The sequence below is a fragment of the Mesorhizobium sp. Pch-S genome, assembly GCF_004136315.1.
In the GTDB taxonomy this organism is placed as follows: Bacteria; Pseudomonadota; Alphaproteobacteria; order Rhizobiales; family Rhizobiaceae; genus Mesorhizobium.
The window spans coordinates 2856616-2873021 of the sequence record NZ_CP029562.1 but is presented as its reverse complement, the minus strand read 5'-3'; the positions used below and the strand labels follow the sequence as shown (position 1 = coordinate 2873021).

22 protein-coding genes are annotated in these 16406 nt (G+C 60.7%); 10 read left to right on the top strand and 12 right to left on the bottom strand.

Annotated elements, in window-relative coordinates; translation table 11 throughout:
- Positions 1 to 95 precede the first annotated feature (95 nt).
- Positions 96 to 1574: a M48 family metalloprotease gene (locus C1M53_RS13350; RefSeq protein WP_129412683.1), complete on the top strand. Its 1479-nt coding sequence runs from the start codon at positions 96 to 98 to the stop codon at positions 1572 to 1574.
- Positions 1575 to 1610: 36 nt separating this feature from the next.
- Here C1M53_RS13350 and C1M53_RS13345 read toward each other — a convergent pair whose 3' ends face one another.
- Positions 1611 to 2078, bottom strand: coding sequence for a MarR family transcriptional regulator (locus C1M53_RS13345; RefSeq protein ID WP_129412682.1), 468 nt, complete (start codon positions 2076 to 2078; stop codon positions 1611 to 1613).
- Positions 2079 to 2185: 107 nt separating this feature from the next.
- Here C1M53_RS13345 and C1M53_RS13340 point away from each other — a divergent pair, with 107 nt between their 5' ends.
- Positions 2186 to 2587: a hypothetical protein gene (locus C1M53_RS13340; RefSeq protein ID WP_129412681.1), complete on the top strand. Its 402-nt coding sequence runs from the start codon at positions 2186 to 2188 to the stop codon at positions 2585 to 2587.
- A gap of 12 nt (positions 2588 to 2599) precedes the next feature.
- Here the strand turns inward: C1M53_RS13340 and C1M53_RS13335 are convergent, their stop codons facing one another.
- Complete coding sequence (locus C1M53_RS13335) at positions 2600 to 3457, bottom strand: RNA polymerase factor sigma-32 (protein ID WP_129412680.1); 858 nt, start codon at positions 3455 to 3457, stop codon at positions 2600 to 2602.
- A gap of 299 nt (positions 3458 to 3756) precedes the next feature.
- Here C1M53_RS13335 and C1M53_RS13330 point away from each other — a divergent pair, with 299 nt between their 5' ends.
- The 6 genes from C1M53_RS13330 to C1M53_RS31695 all read left to right on the top strand — a co-directional run bounded on the left by C1M53_RS13330 (position 3757) and on the right by C1M53_RS31695 (position 8144).
- Positions 3757 to 4530: an amino acid ABC transporter substrate-binding protein gene (locus C1M53_RS13330; RefSeq protein ID WP_129412679.1), complete on the top strand. Its 774-nt coding sequence runs from the start codon at positions 3757 to 3759 to the stop codon at positions 4528 to 4530.
- A gap of 134 nt (positions 4531 to 4664) precedes the next feature.
- Positions 4665 to 5345, top strand: coding sequence for an ABC transporter permease subunit (locus C1M53_RS13325; RefSeq protein ID WP_129412678.1), 681 nt, complete (start codon positions 4665 to 4667; stop codon positions 5343 to 5345).
- Positions 5342 to 6112, top strand: coding sequence for an amino acid ABC transporter ATP-binding protein (locus C1M53_RS13320; RefSeq protein ID WP_129412677.1), 771 nt, complete (start codon positions 5342 to 5344; stop codon positions 6110 to 6112). Before C1M53_RS13325 ends, C1M53_RS13320 begins: the two co-directional genes overlap by 4 nt.
- Before the next feature lie 105 nt (positions 6113 to 6217).
- Entirely contained in the window at positions 6218 to 6619 is a 402-nt protein-coding gene (gene msrB, locus C1M53_RS13315; RefSeq protein WP_129412676.1) for a peptide-methionine (R)-S-oxide reductase MsrB, read from the top strand.
- Positions 6620 to 6692: 73 nt separating this feature from the next.
- Positions 6693 to 7490: an MBL fold metallo-hydrolase gene (locus tag C1M53_RS13310; RefSeq protein ID WP_129412675.1), complete on the top strand. Its 798-nt coding sequence runs from the start codon at positions 6693 to 6695 to the stop codon at positions 7488 to 7490.
- A 312-nt stretch (positions 7491 to 7802) separates the two neighbouring features.
- Positions 7803 to 8144: a hypothetical protein gene (locus tag C1M53_RS31695; RefSeq protein ID WP_207213106.1), complete on the top strand. Its 342-nt coding sequence runs from the start codon at positions 7803 to 7805 to the stop codon at positions 8142 to 8144.
- A 54-nt stretch (positions 8145 to 8198) separates the two neighbouring features.
- Here C1M53_RS31695 and C1M53_RS13300 read toward each other — a convergent pair whose 3' ends face one another.
- A complete protein-coding gene (locus tag C1M53_RS13300) occupies positions 8199 to 8813 on the bottom strand; it encodes an XRE family transcriptional regulator (protein WP_129412674.1) in 615 nt (204 codons plus the stop codon).
- 350 nt (positions 8814 to 9163) lie between these two features.
- Entirely contained in the window at positions 9164 to 9607 is a 444-nt protein-coding gene (locus C1M53_RS13290; protein WP_129412672.1) for a hypothetical protein, read from the bottom strand.
- 154 nt (positions 9608 to 9761) lie between these two features.
- On the opposite strand from C1M53_RS13290, the gene C1M53_RS13285 reads away from it, so the two are divergent.
- Positions 9762 to 10508 carry a DUF899 family protein gene (locus C1M53_RS13285; RefSeq protein ID WP_129412671.1) on the top strand — a complete coding sequence of 249 codons (747 nt, stop codon included), beginning with the start codon at positions 9762 to 9764 and terminating at the stop codon, positions 10506 to 10508.
- Positions 10509 to 10510: 2 nt separating this feature from the next.
- On the opposite strand, the gene C1M53_RS13280 is transcribed toward C1M53_RS13285, so the two are convergent.
- The 5 genes from C1M53_RS13280 to C1M53_RS13260 form a co-directional block, all read right to left on the bottom strand.
- Positions 10511 to 10921 (bottom strand): MarR family transcriptional regulator, encoded by a 411-nt coding sequence (locus C1M53_RS13280; protein WP_186306943.1) that lies wholly within the window; start codon positions 10919 to 10921, stop codon positions 10511 to 10513.
- Between the two features lie 78 nt (positions 10922 to 10999).
- Positions 11000 to 11476: a nucleoside deaminase gene (locus C1M53_RS13275; RefSeq protein WP_207213105.1), complete on the bottom strand. Its 477-nt coding sequence runs from the start codon at positions 11474 to 11476 to the stop codon at positions 11000 to 11002.
- A complete protein-coding gene (locus C1M53_RS13270; protein ID WP_129412670.1) occupies positions 11476 to 11850 on the bottom strand; it encodes an SMR family transporter in 375 nt (124 codons plus the stop codon). The genes C1M53_RS13275 and C1M53_RS13270 overlap by 1 nt, the downstream gene beginning before the upstream one ends.
- 48 nt (positions 11851 to 11898) lie before the next feature.
- Complete coding sequence (locus C1M53_RS13265) at positions 11899 to 12219, bottom strand: multidrug efflux SMR transporter (protein ID WP_129412669.1); 321 nt, start codon at positions 12217 to 12219, stop codon at positions 11899 to 11901.
- 237 nt (positions 12220 to 12456) lie between these two features.
- A complete protein-coding gene (locus tag C1M53_RS13260) occupies positions 12457 to 13425 on the bottom strand; it encodes a DUF808 domain-containing protein (RefSeq protein WP_129412668.1) in 969 nt (322 codons plus the stop codon).
- Positions 13426 to 13641: 216 nt separating this feature from the next.
- Between C1M53_RS13260 and C1M53_RS13255 the strand changes: the two genes are divergently transcribed.
- Positions 13642 to 14058, top strand: coding sequence for a helix-turn-helix domain-containing protein (locus C1M53_RS13255; protein WP_129416160.1), 417 nt, complete (start codon positions 13642 to 13644; stop codon positions 14056 to 14058).
- A gap of 117 nt (positions 14059 to 14175) precedes the next feature.
- Here the strand turns inward: C1M53_RS13255 and C1M53_RS13250 are convergent, their stop codons facing one another.
- From C1M53_RS13250 to C1M53_RS13240, 3 genes are read right to left on the bottom strand one after another with little or no spacing between them, the layout of a single operon-like run.
- Positions 14176 to 14745 carry a L,D-transpeptidase gene (locus C1M53_RS13250; RefSeq protein WP_129412667.1) on the bottom strand — a complete coding sequence of 190 codons (570 nt, stop codon included), beginning with the start codon at positions 14743 to 14745 and terminating at the stop codon, positions 14176 to 14178.
- 11 nt (positions 14746 to 14756) lie between these two features.
- Positions 14757 to 15614 carry a peptidylprolyl isomerase gene (locus C1M53_RS13245; protein WP_129412666.1) on the bottom strand — a complete coding sequence of 286 codons (858 nt, stop codon included), beginning with the start codon at positions 15612 to 15614 and terminating at the stop codon, positions 14757 to 14759.
- Positions 15615 to 15623: 9 nt separating this feature from the next.
- The gene (locus tag C1M53_RS13240) at positions 15624 to 16133 is read right to left on the bottom strand and encodes a DsbA family protein (protein WP_348630052.1); all 510 of its coding nucleotides are present in this window, start codon (positions 16131 to 16133) and stop codon (positions 15624 to 15626) included.
- Positions 16134 to 16406: the final 273 nt, after the last annotated feature.

Here is a 16406-nt window from a genome sequence, read left to right as displayed (position 1 = left end):
TCGCGTGTGGCTAGGTCCACCGCAGATTGTCTGGCACAATCGTAGATTGCCCCGTCGAGACGAAAAAGGAAGCCGACCTGTCGACCGGCCTGGACATGAGCTGCAAGAAGACCCCGGCGCGCATGCTCGCGCTGGCTGGGGTGGTTTTTGCGCTTGCTTCCTGCCAGTCGGTGATGCCGAATGCCGTTGAGGAATCCGGCTTCCAGCCTTCGAACAGACCCGTCACGGTCGACAATGCGCAGGCCAACAGTCGCCTTGCCGATCTTGCCAAGGCGCAGCACCCGCGCATCCTCGCCACCTATGGCGGCGAATATTCCGATCCGAAGCTCGAGCGTATGGTCGCCAAGATCGTCGGCCGGCTCACCGTGGTGTCGGCAAATCCGACGCAGACCTATCGCATCACCATCCTGAATTCACCCAACGTCAACGCCTTCGCGCTGCCGGGTGGATACCTCTACATCACCCGCGGCTTGCTGGCGCTCGCCAACGACTCATCCGAAATCGCCGCCGTGATTGCGCATGAGATGGGCCACGTCACCGCCAACCACGGACTGCAGCGCCAGCAGCTGGAAGCCGAGGAAGGCCTCGCCACCAAGGTCGTCTCCGATGTGCTCGGCGACAATCCCAATGCCAAGGCGGCCCTCATCCGTGGCAAGCTGAGGCTTGCCCAGTTCTCGCGCAACCAGGAACTGGAGGCAGATGCCATCGGCATCAAGTCGGTCGGTGAAGCCGGCTACGACCCCTATGCGGCAGGCCGCTTCCTGCAGTCGATGGCCTCCTATGCCGGCTTCCGCTCGGTCAGCGGTGCGACCGACGCCAGCCTCGACTTCCTCGCCACCCATCCGAACACGCCGCAGCGTATCGACCTGGCGCAGCGCCACGCACGGATGTTCGGCCAGCCGGGCTTCGGAACCCGTGACCGTGATTCCTATCTTGCCGGCATAGACGGTCTTCTCTACGGCGATACGCCCGAGGAAGGCTATGTGCGCGGAAATACCTTCCTGCATCCCAAGCTCGGCGTGTCGTTCGCCGTGCCGGACGGCTTCGTCATCGACAATTCAGCAGCGGCCGTCACTGCCACCGGTCCCGGCGACATGGCAGTGCGTTTCGACGGCGTGACGATCGACAAAGACGTCACGCTGCCTGACTACATCCGCAGCGGCTGGGTAGCCGGCCTGGAAGAAGCCAGCGTCCGTCAGGAAACGATCAACGGCAATGAAGCTGCCGTGGCCAAAGCACGTGCCGATGGCTGGCAGTTCGATATCGTCGTCATCCGCGCCAACGGCCAGGTCTATCGACTGCTGACGGCCGCTCCTGCGGCTGGAACATCCCTCGAGCCTGTCGCACGTTCGGTGAGCAGCACATTCCGCGTCCTGAGCCCTGCCGAGAAGGCCGCCTTGAAGCCGCTGCGCATTCGCGTCGTCACCGTGCGCCCGGGCGAGACGATCGGCACCCTGTCGGCGCAGATGGTCGGTGTCGACCGCAAGCTCGATCTGTTCCGCGTGCTCAACGCGATGGGCCCGGGCGCGACGGTTTCGACCGGCGACAAGGTCAAGATCGTTACCGACAGATAACATCACGGCGTCGGTTTCGGACGCGGATATCCGCGCCTATAGCTCGGCCTCAGCCTCGTCTTTCGTTTGCACGCCTTCTCCACCGACATTCGCGCGCAAGCGCGTGAAAACGGACCGGGCGTGATCGAGCTCGTCCTGGCTGATGCCGGTCCGCAATTGCCGATCGAAGGCGATTGCCGTTTCGCGCAATCGCAGGAACAGAGCCTCGCCGCTTGGCGTCAATTCGACCAGATGCTTGCGCCGATTGGCAGGATCGCGGCGCCGGGTCAGCAGACCGTCCGCCTCCATGGCATTGAGGTGATGTGTCAGCGTCGCTCCCTGGATACCGACCGATTCCGCGAGTTGGCGCTGGTGTCCGAATTGCCGCGACTTGACCGAAATCAGCACGGACCACACCGGCAGCGATCCACCGTTGGCAATCATCGCGTCGTCCAGCGCGCGGCGGACGACTTTGGCGGTGTGGGCAAGGTCGAGACCGATCGGCTTGGCGGAGAGTTCGAACATGGCCGGACCCTAGCACAGAAAGCGTCGTCGTCTAATAGATTGACATCTAACAGTTAGATATCTAACAATTGCGCGCCTGTTGCGTGATTTTTGATGGAGGTCTCACCTTGCAGTACATTTTCATGATCGCATTGGCGCTGCATGTCATGTCGGGCGTGTTCTGGGCTGGATCGACCTTCGTGCTCGCACGCATGGGCGATGGCCGGTTGGCTGCGACGTTGTTCGCACCGCAGATGGGTGCAGCAACGATGGCTGTCCTGTCGGGCGCCGTCCTTTGGTACCTCTTTCACGGCGGCTATTTCGGCACGCAGGAGCAGGTGCTGGCCGTGGGTGCAACGGCGGCACTTGTTGCCGCCGGCGTTCAGAGCGTGCTGGTTGGGCGGGCACGCCGCATTGGCGCATCGGGCAACGCCGCCAACACCCTCGCCCAGGCGGTGCGCGGCGAGCGCCTGGCGGCCGCACTGCTCGCGATTACCGTCATAACCATGGCGATCGCGCGCGTGATGTGAGGTTGGTAGAGATCAGGCTGCGAGGAATTCTGGATTCTGCTTCACCAGCGCCAGCTTCAGCTTCTCCAACGCCCGTACCTCGATCTGCCGGACGCGCTCCTTGGAGATACCCAGCGTCTCGCCGAGCTCCTCCAGGGTAGCGCTCTCGTCGCCGAGCCGGCGCTGCTCGATGATCCGCAATTCGCGCTCGTTCAAAGCCGCCAGCGCCTGCTTCAGCCAACCAGAGCGGCGCTCGACGTCTATGGTGTCGCCAACGATCTCGTCAGGCAGCGGCCCATCCGAAACCAGGAAATCCACACGTTCCGCCCCGGTGCCATCGTCGGTCAGCGGCGCATTGAGCGAGCTGTCCGGCGCCGACAGTCGTGCATCCATGATGGCGACATCGGTTTCCGAAACACCAAGTGCGGTGGAAACTTCGCGATAGAGAGCCTGATTGGACAGGGCCTCGGTTCCGGTACCGAGACGGGCGCGCAGGCGTCTCAGATTGAAGAACAATGCCTTCTGCGCGGAGCTGGTGCCACCACGCACGATCGACCAGTTGCGCAGGATATAGTCCTGCATGGAGGCCCGCACCCACCAGCTTGCATAGGTCGAGAAGCGGACCTCACGTTCCGGATCGAAACGGGAAGCGGCTTCGAGAAGACCGATATGCCCTTCCTGGATCAGATCGGAGACCGGCAGGCCGAAATAACGGAACTTCGCGGCCATCGCGATGACCAGCCGCATATGCGCAACGACGATCTGGTTCAGCGCATGCTGATCATGACCATCCTTCCAGCGGATTGCCAGATCATGTTCCTGATCACGTTCCAGGTAGGGAGCGGCCATCGCCGCACGGACCATGATACGCCCTGCACTGTCCTGAAGCATCGTGACTTTCCCGTCTGCCATTGAGCCCGATCGGACCGACCCGGAGGTCTGCATCCCAAGGCCTCCCCCAAACGTGCCATGCGGGCAATGGTTCCCCGGCCGCCCTCACAGAACCTCATGGAAGCAGAGCGGCGCGATTCATCCGCTTGTTGGCCGCAAGCCAAAAAGAGAATGAAATTCCTAAAATACAATCATTTCGAAATTTCATTCCTTATTCGCAAGACAAGCTTCTGTCACATTCCAGCACCTCTTCAGAGGCGGACAATTGACGTCCGCCGACATCACGGGATCACAAAAAGATGAAATGGCTGAAATCACTGCTCCTGGCCGGAACCCTCCAGGTCCTGGCCGTCACCGCTGGTCATGCCGGGGCTGACTTCGATCAGATCAAGCAGGCAGGCGTCTTCAAGATCGGCACCGAAGGCACCTATGCTCCCTTCACCTATCACGACACGTCCGGTGCGCTGGTCGGCTTCGATGTCGAGATCGGCCGCGAGATCGCCAAGCGGCTCGGCGTCAAGGCCGAGTTCCTCGAGGGCAAGTGGGACGGCCTGATCGCCGGTATCGATGCCAAGCGTTATGATGCTGTCATCAATCAGGTCGGCATCACCGAGGCGCGCAAGGCGAAATACGACTTCTCGGATCCTTACATCGCCTCCAAGGCCGTGTTGATCGTCCGCGACGACAACACCGAGATCAAGGATTTTGCCGACCTCAAGGGCAAGAAGTCGGCTCAGTCGCTGACCTCCAACTTCGGCAAGATCGCTGAAAAGAATGGCGCGGAACTGGTCGGCACCGACGGGTTCGACCAGTCGATCCAGCTGGTGCTCAATGGCCGCGTCGACGGCACCATCAACGACAGCCTCTCCTTCTTCGATTTCAAGAAGCACAAGCCTGACGCCAAGGTGAAGATCGTGGCGCAGGAAGCCAACGCCGACTACTCCGGCGTCATCGTGCGCAAGGGCGATCCGGAACTCGTTGCCGCGATCAACAAAGCGCTGGCCGAGATCAAGGCCGACGGCACCTACAAGAAGATCTCCGAGACCTATTTCGGCGAGGACGTTTCCAAATAAGGTCCGTTTACGGGCCGGGAATTTTACCCGGCTCACTCAAACAAGGCGGCGTGCCGTTGGCGGCGCGCCGCTTTTGTGTTTTCTGCGACTATCTATGATGAAATTCTGCAACAGGCCCGGAGGGAGAACAGTTCGTGCCACCTTGGCTGCAATTGATGCTGGATTCGCTCGGCCCCCTGTTATGGGCCGGATTGATTTTCACCATTCCGCTCACCCTTCTTTCCTTTGCCTTTGGGCTCGCGGTGGGGCTTGGCGCTGCATTGCTGCGTCTGTTCGGGCCGTGGCCGCTGGCAGCGATCGTTCGCTTCTATGTGTGGATCATTCGCGGCACGCCGCTGTTGGTTCAGCTGTTTCTGATCTTCTACGGCTTGCCCAGCATCGGCATCGTGCTTGATGCCTTCCCAGCGGCGCTGATCGGCTTCACCCTCAACATCGGTGCCTATTCGTCCGAGATCATCCGTGCCGTCATCGGCTCGGTGCCCAAAGGCCAGTGGGAAGCGGCCTATTCCATCGGCATGACCTGGAGCCAGACGATGCGCCGCACCATCCTGCCGCAGGCTGGCCGTGTCGCGGTGCCGCCGCTCTCCAACACCTTCATCTCGCTGGTCAAAGACACCTCGCTGGCAGCCGCGATCACCTTGCCGGAACTGTTCCAGTCGGCGCAGCGTATCGTCGCCGTGACCTACGAGCCCTTGATCCTTTATGTCGAAGCGGCGCTGATCTACCTGGCGATGAGCTCGATCCTGTCGGCCTTGCAGGTACGGCTTGAGGCCCGGCTCGGCCGCTATGGTGGTTTCCTGGAGGCGCGCTCGTGATCGAACTCTCCAACCTGGAAAAGCGTTTCGGCGACAACGTCGTCCTGAAGGACATCAATGTCGCCATGAAGGAAGGCAGCGTCACCGCGCTTGTCGGCCCTTCGGGCGGCGGCAAGTCGACATTGCTGCGCTGTATCAATCTGCTGGAGATCCCGACCATCGGCACCGTGCGAATCGGCGAGGTGGCTCTGACTTTCCACCCGGGCGGCAAGGTCTCGTCCGGCGATGTGCTGAGACTGCGACGCCAGACCGGCATGGTGTTCCAGAACTTCCAGCTGTTTCCGCACCGCACCGCAATCGAGAACGTCATGGAAGGCCTGGTAACGGTGCTGAAATGGCCCGAGGACAAGGCACGCGAGCGCGCACTTTCGCTGCTCGAGAAGGTCGGCATGGCACACAAGGCGGATGCCTGGCCGGCGACCCTGTCCGGCGGCCAGCAGCAGCGTGTCGCCATTGCGCGCGCACTGGCGCCGTCGCCACGCGTGCTTCTGTGCGATGAACCGACCTCGGCGCTCGACCCCGAGCTTGCCCAGGAAGTGGTCGACGTGCTTGGCCAGCTTGCCGCTGAAGGCACCACCATGGTCATGGCGACACATGACCTGAGGCTTGCCTCGAAGGTGGCGCGTGAGGTGGTTTTCCTGGAGGCTGGCGTCGTTGTCGAGAAGGGACCCGTCGAAACGGTGTTCGGCAATCCCCAGCATCAGCGCACCAGGCGTTTCATCGCCACGCTGAGGCATGAACAGGAAGAAGCGAACGGCGCGACCTGACCAACATCGCCGGCGGGAGTGGCTGGGCAGGCGTGTAACGAATGCCTATGTTTGAGCGAACATCCTCTGCAACGAACAACAAGCCGCAAAGGCAAGGAGACATTCATGGACACCCAGATCTACCCCGTCACCCGCACCGACGCCGAATGGCGCGCACTGCTGACGCCGGAGCAATACCAGGTGATGCGGCACCACGGCACGGAACGGCCGGGCAGTTGCGCACTTCTCTATGAAAAGCGCGCCGGCACCTTCAAATGTGTCGGATGCGACAGTCCGCTGTTCGAATCCAAGCTGAAATTCGAAAGCGGCACCGGCTGGCCAAGCTTCAACGACCCGGTCGACGGCTCGGTCGAGACTACGGTCGACCGCAGCTACGGCATGGTGCGCACCGAGGTGCATTGCGCCACCTGCGGCAGCCATCTCGGCCATGTCTTCGAGGACGGCCCGCCGCCGACCGGCCTGCGCTATTGCATCAACGGCGTGGCGTTGACCTTCGAGCCGGCCTGACCAAACATCATCTTTCGGATCACCTCCGGCTGACCTATGTCCTTTCTGGGGAGCGAGGAGCCGGAGGAGACAAATGACGCATTTCATGTGCCTGCAGTGCGGCGTGCAATTCGCTGAAACCGAATTGCCGCCGGAGCACTGTCCGATCTGCGAGGACGAGCGCCAGTATGTGCGCTGGGAGGGTCAGGCCTGGACGACCTTTGACGATGTCGCCAGAACCCACAAAGTAGCGATGAAGGATGAAGTCGGCGTGCTCGCCTTCGGTATCGAACCGCGCTTTGCCATCGGCCAGCGCGCCTTGCTGGCCGAAACACCCGACGGCAACGTTCTGTGGGACTGCATCAGCCTGGTCAGCGATGAAGTCGTAGCCGAGATCAAGCGCCGCGGTGGCCTGCAGGCGATCGCCATCTCGCACTGCCACTACTATTCGGCGATGGTCGAATGGAGCGAAGCCTTCGGCGGCATACCGATCCATATCCACGCCGACGACCGCCAATGGGTGATGCGACCGCATCCGTCCGTTGTGTTCTGGGAAGGCGAAACACTGACCCTCAATCCATCGCTGACGCTTGTCCGCTGTGGTGGTCATTTCGCCGGCGGGCAGGTGCTGCACTGGCAGCGCGATGGTGGCAGCGCCATCCTCTCCGGCGACATCCTGCAGGTGGTACCGACGCGCCGGCATCTCTCCTTCATGCACAGTTATCCGAACCAGATCCCGCTCAACGCACGCACCGTCAGGCGCATCGCCACGGCACTCGAGCCCTTCGACTATGACGACATCTACGGCGCCTGGTGGGGAAGCAATGTGATCGGCGACGCCAGGGAAGCGATGCGCGTTTCCGTGGACCGCTACCTTGCTGCCATCGCGTGATCGTGGCCGGCCGATCATCGCGTGGCGGCACTCGGCCGCCACTCATCTGTCTTTCCAAGGAAAGCACCAATCCCGGAAAAGTTCTATCCAGCATTCGCGAGGAGACGGTAACGGATACTCAATCAGCGAGGCATGACGCAACAATCGTCCGATTTTCATCGCGATTTTCCAATGTCTTGAACGAGCCGTCAGCGTCAGCGGAGGAAAGCGACAGCGCCCCGCAACGCTTCGTTGCAGCGGCGAAAAGCCCGGCCTAGAGCACCCGCATAGACATCTCGCTGGCAGATGTCCCGCCGGATGATGGAGCTCGAAATGAACACCGCGATGCAGATGAATCCCATGATGATGAACGGCATGATGCCGATGAGTGGTATGCCGATGATGAACCCGATGATGGGCGGCATGCCCATGAACGGCATGATGCCTATGATGGGCAATATGATGCCGATGGGTGGCATGATGATGCCGATGATGATGGTCAGGATGACCTGCAAGATGACCGCCGACGGCATGGTCTGCGAGATGATGCCGATGGATGACATGTCCAAGGACATGTTCATGGAATGCTGCAAGCGCATGATGACCATGATGGGCAACGGAATGCCCATGATGATGATGTGCGGCGGCATGGGCATGATGTGCCAGATGGCGTGATCCGGGCCCGGTACACAGGCATATCAAGGGTCGGCTCGCCGGCCCTTTTCTTTTTTAGCCCACCGTCTCGACATAGGTCATGACCAGATAGGCGACGCTCTCTTCGTCCGTCAGATTGCGATAGCTGTGCGGCACATCCGCCTCGAACAGGATGGCGTCGCCCTCGAAGAGCTGTCGCGGCGCGTCCCGTCCTGCCCGCACCTCCAACGCGCCCTGTGCGATGACGACATTCTCGACCGTTCCGGGCGCATGCGCGGCGGCATGTTCGACATGACGGCCGGCAAGTCTCAGTTCATAGAATTCGACCTTGCGCTCTCCATCGAACGGAAACAGCGCGCGTGTGGTGAACTTGCCGTCGCGCGATGCCAGTATCTTGGCATCCACGCGTTTCAGCACGACGGTGCCATGGGTGTTCTGACCGCTCAAAAGTGTGGCGAATGGAACATCGAGCGCCGTCGAGATTTTCCACAGAAGGCTGATCGTCGGCGCACTCTTGCCGGTTTCGATCTGGCTGAGCATGGCACGGCTGACGCCGGAAAGTTTCGCCAATCGCTCGAGCGAGTAACCCTGGCGGGTTCGCAACCGTCTCAGATTCTGCCCGAGCACCAGCGGCAGGTCGAAGGCGGGAGGAATGGCCTCACCCTGATCGGCCACCGCCAGCTCGCTCATTTCAGCCTGCCAGCGATGGGGTTCCGACAAAAAGCACGGGAACAAACCAGACCGGCACCCAGGCCACCGCCGGGACACCTGTCGTTGCGAAGAACGATGGATCGGCCTGAGTGCCACGGCTTTCCCGAGCTCTGCGACGGGCCTGCAAATCGATGATTTCCGCTGTCTGAGCCGGCATCTGCCACCACCATTCGTTACGAAACCAGTCTACACTCCGCCATTTGCCTGCACAGAAAGTCGCCTCCATCTTCTTGAGGGAAGTGGAAAAACATTCTGCGTCGACCACGCGGCCGAAAGTCGAATCTACCAGCAACCGAAAATGATGCCGCCGGACGGCCGCCCTGTGAGCCTCAGGTTTCGGACGCAAGCAGCTCTGTCACCACCCGCTCGAAACGGCCAGCCTCTGTAACCAGCCAGTCGGCAATGGCCGGCCAGTTGTCATCGGCGAAGCAGTTGACCCGCCAGATCGCATTGACGCCAAAACCCTGCCCACTCTGTTCCGGCTTCAGCTTCAGCCGGCTCTCGATCGCGGCCCTGAATGGTTGCAGCCGGCCTTTTGTATCAACGGCGCCCAGCCGCTCGTTGCTGCCGAAGAAGACACCCACGATATGCTGCTCGGGCGCCACATACATGGTGATGACGAGGTTGAGTTCGGGCAGACCGCGCTGCCAGAACCACGGTCCATGCCTGACCCGTCGGGAGCGTTCGGCAGGGTGCCTGTCCTCGAACTGTGCCCAGAAGGCCCGATGCCGGAATTCCCTGGCATTGCGTGCTCCGAAATCGAATTCACTCATCCAGCCAACCCCGTCGTTCCAAGCACGCGCCTCCAGACACTTGCCAGGGAGCCGCTCTATCCCGCCACCATTGTAACTCTCGCCATCCGGCGTCCGCCCCTATTCTGCCTATCTCACCGCTCGATTCCGAGAAACGAGGCGAAAGAAGACGACGATGAAGCACCCGATGCGCGAGACCCCCGCAACACCCAGCATAGCCACCCGGAGCAGTTACCAGCGCCAGGTGGACACACTACGGGCCTGGGAGAAAGCACACACAAGAGAAAGCGACGCAATTTCGGCTGCACGCCGCCGACTGCCGATGGTGAAGGTCGATGGATCAGCACGGCTCGTTGGTGAAAATGGCCCGGTAACGTTGCTGGAGGCGTTCGAAGGCCGCCGCCAGCTGATCGCCTACTACTTCATGTGGTATCCAGGCCGCCCGGCACCGGAACAATGCGAGGGCTGTACGCTCTTCACCACGCAGGTCCGTGAATTGTCCCATATCCATTCCCGCGACGTCACCTACGCGACGTTCTGCCAGGGCCCATACGAAGAGAGCGCCCGCTATCGCAACTTCATGGGATGGGAAATGCCCTGGTATTCGGTCCAGGACTCGGCCGCAGCCCTGCTCTCCCCACGCCCGGTGGGGATGATGTACCTCATCTGCTACCTGCGGCAGGAAGACGATGTCTTCGAAACCTATTGGACGACAAGGCGCGGTGTCGAAGCGATGGACAACAGCTATCGCCTGCTCGACCTGACTGTCTATGGCCGGCAGGAATTGTGGGAGGACTCGCCAGGCGGCTGGCCACGGGGGTGGGGGGAAGGCAAGCACCGTATGCGCATGGGTGGCCGGCCAATCACGCAATGGCCTCGACTGGAGGCGGGCCATTCCGACGATCTCGGCACCGTTGGCTGACTTCAGGTGGCGTCGACGAACTTCATCGACAGCAGTTCCTCGCCGCCATGGTCCCGGAGGGCGCTGTCCAGCGCCGCCTCATAGTCGGGCTGCGCACTGGCGAGACGCGCGCGCCCCGTGTCCGTAAGAACCGCATAGACCCCGCGCTTGTCGTCGGGGCAAAGGTCGCGAAGGGCAAGTCCACCGCGCTCCAGCCGCTCGACCATGCGCGATACCGAACTCTGGTTGAGCCGCAGATGCGTGGCCAGATCCTGCATCCTCAGCTCGGAATTCGCCGATCGCGACAGGATCTGCAATGCGCGGTATTCTGAAAGGCCGAGGCCGTGTTGCCCTTGCAGGACCTCGCCGAGCTCGGCCTCGACGCCCGTCACGGCATGAATCAGCCTGAGCCATGAATCGCTTTTGCCGGGCATGATCTGCGGAGTCCCTTTCGACTGCTCACCGCCATTACATGTATGTCCATGCAATAGCCTGCTCAAGAGCGACGCCCCTTACGTTGCGCGCGAGCGGAATGCCAGGAACGGCCACAAGCCCGTTGAGACAACGAGCTTCCTGACGACGGGCAGCCGCCAATCCCGCGGGTCGCGAGCGAAAAGGCCATACGTGCCGCGATAGTCAAAACCATGCGTGGCTGCCTCGTCGCGATCGACGGCATAGAACACCTGCGCGAAGCCCGCATGCAGCGCACTCATGTAACACATCGCGCAGGGTTCTCCCGAGGCCAGAAGCGTCATTCCTGTCAGGCGGGTTGTCCCGTGCGAGCGGCAGGCGTCACGAATGGCCTCGACTTCGGCGTGAGCAGTCGGATCGTGATGTTCCCGGACGCGATTGACGCCGCGTCCGAGGATGATGCCGTCCTGATTGACGATGAAAGCACTGAACGGGATGCCGCCGTTGTGGACATGATCCAGGGCACTGGCGACGGTCTCCTCCATGAGCTGCGTGCAGCGGGCAGGAACAGCAGTCATCAGCCTTGTCCTCGAAGCTTTGCGCTGTCGGCGAGCTTCAGCCAGACGACACCGGCAATGATGACGCCAAGCCAGAAGGCCTGGACCAGCGTCAGCGGCTGATCGAGCAGGATACTGCCGAAGGCAGCCGCGCCGACGGATCCGATGCCCGCCCACGCCGCATAGCCGATCCCGACGTCGATGGTCCGCAAGGCGGCGCTGAGGAAGTAAAGTGTGAGCAGGAAGAAGATCAACGCGGCGATCGACCAGCTCGGTACGGTGAACGCCTGGCTGCCGCCGACGCTGAGGGCGTAGCCGATTTCAAAAGCGCCGGCGAGCAGCAGCATGATCCAAGCCCGGCCGGAACCCTGATGCTTTTCGTGCGAGAGTGTCATCTCCGTTTCCTTGTCTGATTTGTGTGAAGCGAAAGAAACGGCGGGCTTTCAGGCCGCACCGCTGAGGCGCAGGCCGACAACGCCCCCGATGACGAGAGCGATGCCGAAAACCTTTTGCCAGTTGAGTTGCTGCCCGAAGAAGAGCGCGCCGAGGATGACGATCCCGACACCGGACACCGAGGTCCAGATAGCGTAGCCGACCCCGACGTCGAAGGTGAGCAGGGCAAGGCTGAGGAAAAAGGTGCCGATCGCACCGCTGACGAGGGTGGCGATCGTCCACCAGAGCCTGGTGAAGCCCTTTGCGTTTCCTGCGCTGATCGCAACCGCGATCTCGAAGACGACGGCAATCCCGAGATAGAGCCAGTTCATTGTGTATTTCCTTTCATGGCCGGTTGCCTGTGACGGCATTTCCAATGGCGGCTTGCGTGACGGGGATTGTCTTCGGCGCCATCTCATCAAGAGAACTGTCGAGCTCTCCCGCTTCGGTTTTATATATTTGCATGCGCATGCATATAACAAGCAGATCGAGATTCAATTTATTTGTATGCGCAAGCAAATAAATGAAAGCGCGGATTGTTCCGGATTGCTAGAGAGCCCGTTTTTCGCTCATGAGGTAGCGTGAGGCTTGCCGACAACCTTCTGGACAACCGGGATCGTCGCCAAACCAACAGCCAGGCCAATCAGCCCGGCTGCTGCTGCCGAAACCAGGAAAGCGACCAGTTCACCGGCCACGGGAACGGCATGTGCAGCCTTTTCTGCCGCATCCTCGATGAGGTGTGCGAGGGTCCCGTAGCCGAATGTCTCGAGGCCATGCACGAGGATGCCGCCACCGACCCAGATCATGGCGGCCGTCCCCACCGCGGCGAGCGCTTTCAGGAAGTAGGGCATCCCTGTCACCACCCCTCTTCCGAAGGCACGCAAGGCGGTGCCCAGCCCGAGAAAACGTCCCTTGGTTCTGGCCAGGGCCAATCCGAAATCGTCGGCTTTCACGATGATGGCGACGACACCATAGACCCCGAGGGTGATGCCGATGCCGACCATGGCAAGGATGGCCGCCTGCGTCAGGACACTGGTGGATGGTATCGCAGCCAGCGTGATGGCCATGATTTCCGCCGACAGGATGAAGTCCGTCCTGATCGCGCTCTGCACCTTTTCGTTTTCGAATTTGGCGGCATCGACCGCAGTGTCCATCTTGGTGCTGCTGTCCGCCTCGGCATGCGGAAAGAAGACTTCCAGCACCTTCTCCGCACCCTCGAAGCAAAGATAGATGCCGCCGATCATCAGCAGCGGCGTGATCGCCCACGGCGCCAACCACCCCAGCAGCAAAGCTGCCGGAAGCAGGAAGATGAGCTTGTTGCGCAACGAGCCGATCGTGATCTTTGCGATGATCGGCAGCTCGCGTTGCGCCGTGAAGCCGACGACATAGCGCGGCGTTACTGCCGCATCGTCGATGACCACGCCGGCAGCTTTTGCTCCTGCCTTCGTCGCCTGCGCGGCAACGTCATCGAGCGAAGCCGCTGCGACTTTTGCGATCGCGGCCACATCGTCAAGAAGGGCTAGCAGTCCAGAACTCATCGGAGACCTTGCTTGCAGTTGGCAGGCACATTTGGCTTAAGCTGGATGATCATGGTCAAGAAGCCTTAGCGACGACGCGGGATTCTGAAAAGATGCCTCGAAGTGGATCGGCCTTCTGGGCCTGTTGACACCAGCTTGAGTTTTCGTGGCCATTGCCATAATTTCTCTAGTGACTAGAGGAATTGACCGCTTCTGTCCAAACATGAAGGACTGATGATGCTGACGATCGGCGATCTCTCCCGGCATACCGGGGTAAAAGTTCCGACGATCCGCTACTACGAGCAAATGGGCTTGGTGTCGGCCGTTGAACGTTCGAAAGGCAATCAGCGCCGATACGGGACCGACGAGCGGGACAGGCTCACCTTCATCAAGCATGCGCGTGAACTGGGCATTTCCATCGATGCCATCAAGGAACTGCTCGAACTTAGCGCGCACCCGGACATACCTTGCGCGCGCGCCGACAAGATTGCTTCGGAGCAACTGGTCTCCGTGCGCGGCAGGATCGCCAAGCTCCGCAAACTGGAAACGGAACTCGAGCGCATCGCTACCCGTTGCGGCGGCTCAACCATCGGCGATTGCTACGTGATCCGATCGCTCGCCAACCACGAGATGTGTGAGCACGAACAGCACTGATTGAATGCCATTGCGCAGTCTCTGATCCGGCATAGACAGCATCCGATGCTGAATGCAGCGCCGGGCTTCCCATTTGTATGCCAAATGGTCGGTTGCCTTGCTGCGTTATCACATCCATCAAACCACGACGACGGATGCGCCGACGGGGACACGGTTGTAGAGGTCGATCACATGATCGTTGACCATCCGGATGCAGCCGTTCGATACGGCTTTCCCGATCGTCCAAGGTTCAGTCGTACCGTGGATACGATATAGCGTGTCGCGGCCATCCCGATAGAGATAGAGCGCGCGCGCTCCGAGCGGATTGCTTTTCCCGCCTGGCAGCCCATCCGCATAACGCAGATACTTCTCCGGATCACGCTTGATCATGTTGGCTGTGGGCTTCCAGCTCGGCCACTCGGCCTTCCGGCCAACCATCGCGTGGCCCTTGAACGCAAGCCCAGCCTTGCCGACGCCGATGCCGTAGCGGCGAGCCACCCCAACAGTTTCCACGAGATAGAGGAAACGGCTCTTGGGATCGACAACGACGGTGCCGATATCCTGCTCCAACTGGAAATCCACCAGCTGGGGCAGGTATCGTTTGTCGAGCTTGAATGCCTTGCTCTTTTTTGCCGGAGCCGGGTCGGCCAGGGCATCCGTCGAGGCCAGTGCCACGACGCCGAAAAGAAAAAGTCGCCTGTTGAACATCCGGGACACCATCAGTGCGGATGACCGTCTTCGCCCTCGGGCGCCTGGACATCGGGAACAAGCTTTTCAACCTTGGCCCCGGATCGCAGATCGCTCACGATGCGGGCGGCCTCTTCAGCTTCGAGCGCCTGTCTGATCTCACCCGCGAGCAACTCGAACCGTGGTGCCGCGCGTGGCCGACGCTCATCGACTTTGACGACGTGAAAGCCGAATGCGCTTTTCACCGGTGTCTCGCTGAACTGCCCCGGCTTCAGTTCGGCCGTCGCGCTTTCAATCTCTGCAAGGGTTTGCCCGGGCGTTAGAAAACCCAGGTCACCGCCCTTCTCTTTGGAGGCGGGATCGGCCGATTTCTCCCTGGCGATCGCCGAGAAATCTTTGCCTGCCTTCAGATCGGCGATGACGACATCTGCGGCCTCGGCTGTCGGCAGCAACATATGGCGCAGGCGCGTTTCCTCGACCACGGGCATCTTGGCTACTTGCTCATCATAGGCTTTGCGAACGGCCTTTTCGTCGACACGCTTTGAAAGCTCGCGTTGCATGAAGATCGAACGAAGGGTTTGCGCTTCGAAGAAGGCAATCTGGCGCTTGTATTCCTCATCGTTCTGTATGCCTGACTTGCGAGCAGCTTCGGACATCAGCCGCGACTCGATCAACGCATCAACGATCGTGGATCGCTTCGCGTCCTCCGGCATTTTGCCAAGCTGCTGGCCGTACATCTCTTCGGCAACGGAATAGTCCCGTGCGGTGATATCCACGCCATTGACGCGCGCAACCGCATCGTTCTGTTGCGCAACCGCCAACGACGCCGTCAGCACGAAGATCGATGCGAAAGCGCCGAGCGCGTGAGCGCGATGTTTCCTGGCAAGCATGGCTGTCCCTCAGTTCTTGCCAGCCAGCAAGCTGTCGATCTTGCTGCCCAGGGCTTCGATTGAATAGGCATCCTTGTAGAGTTCGCCATTGACGAAGAACGTTGGGGTAGCTTCGACCCCCAGCTGCTTCCCGCGCTCGGCAACGGCATTGACCTTGTCGAGCAGAGCTTGATCGGAAAGGCAGGCTTCGACCTTCGGCCCATCCATGCCGGTCATTCCCAGGATCGACTTGAACGCCGAGGATGGGTCCTTGCTGCGAGCCCAGGTCTCTTGCGATCGGTAGAGCAGGTCGACTGTGGCGTACCATTTGTCGCCGCCGGCACAGCGGGCCAGCATGAAAGCTCCGGCGGCGCGCGGATCGAAGGGAAACTCGCGCATTATGAACCGTACCTTGCCGGTATCGACGTATTTTGCCTTGAGCGCAGGCCAAACGTTCATGTGAAAGTTGCGGCAATGCGGGCAGGTCATCGAAGCATATTCAACGATTGTCACGCGCGCGTCGGCCGGTCCGAAGCTCATCTCCGGAAGTGGCCCAGGCTGCATCAATTGTTCTGCAGGTGTCTGTGCGACCGCGGCAGACCATGACAACATTCCAAGGCTGACCAGCCCTGTCGCCAACATCAGATCTCTTCTGTTCAAAGTGCTCTCCACATGCGTTTTGCCATGGCTAAAACCTCTAGCCACTAGAGGGTCAAGCTCGAACGGGACGCAAAAAAGCGACTTCGACCCTGGTTACGGTCAAATTTGCTTGAACACGGCCTGGCGATGCCAATGGCCGTGCCAGGATGGCGC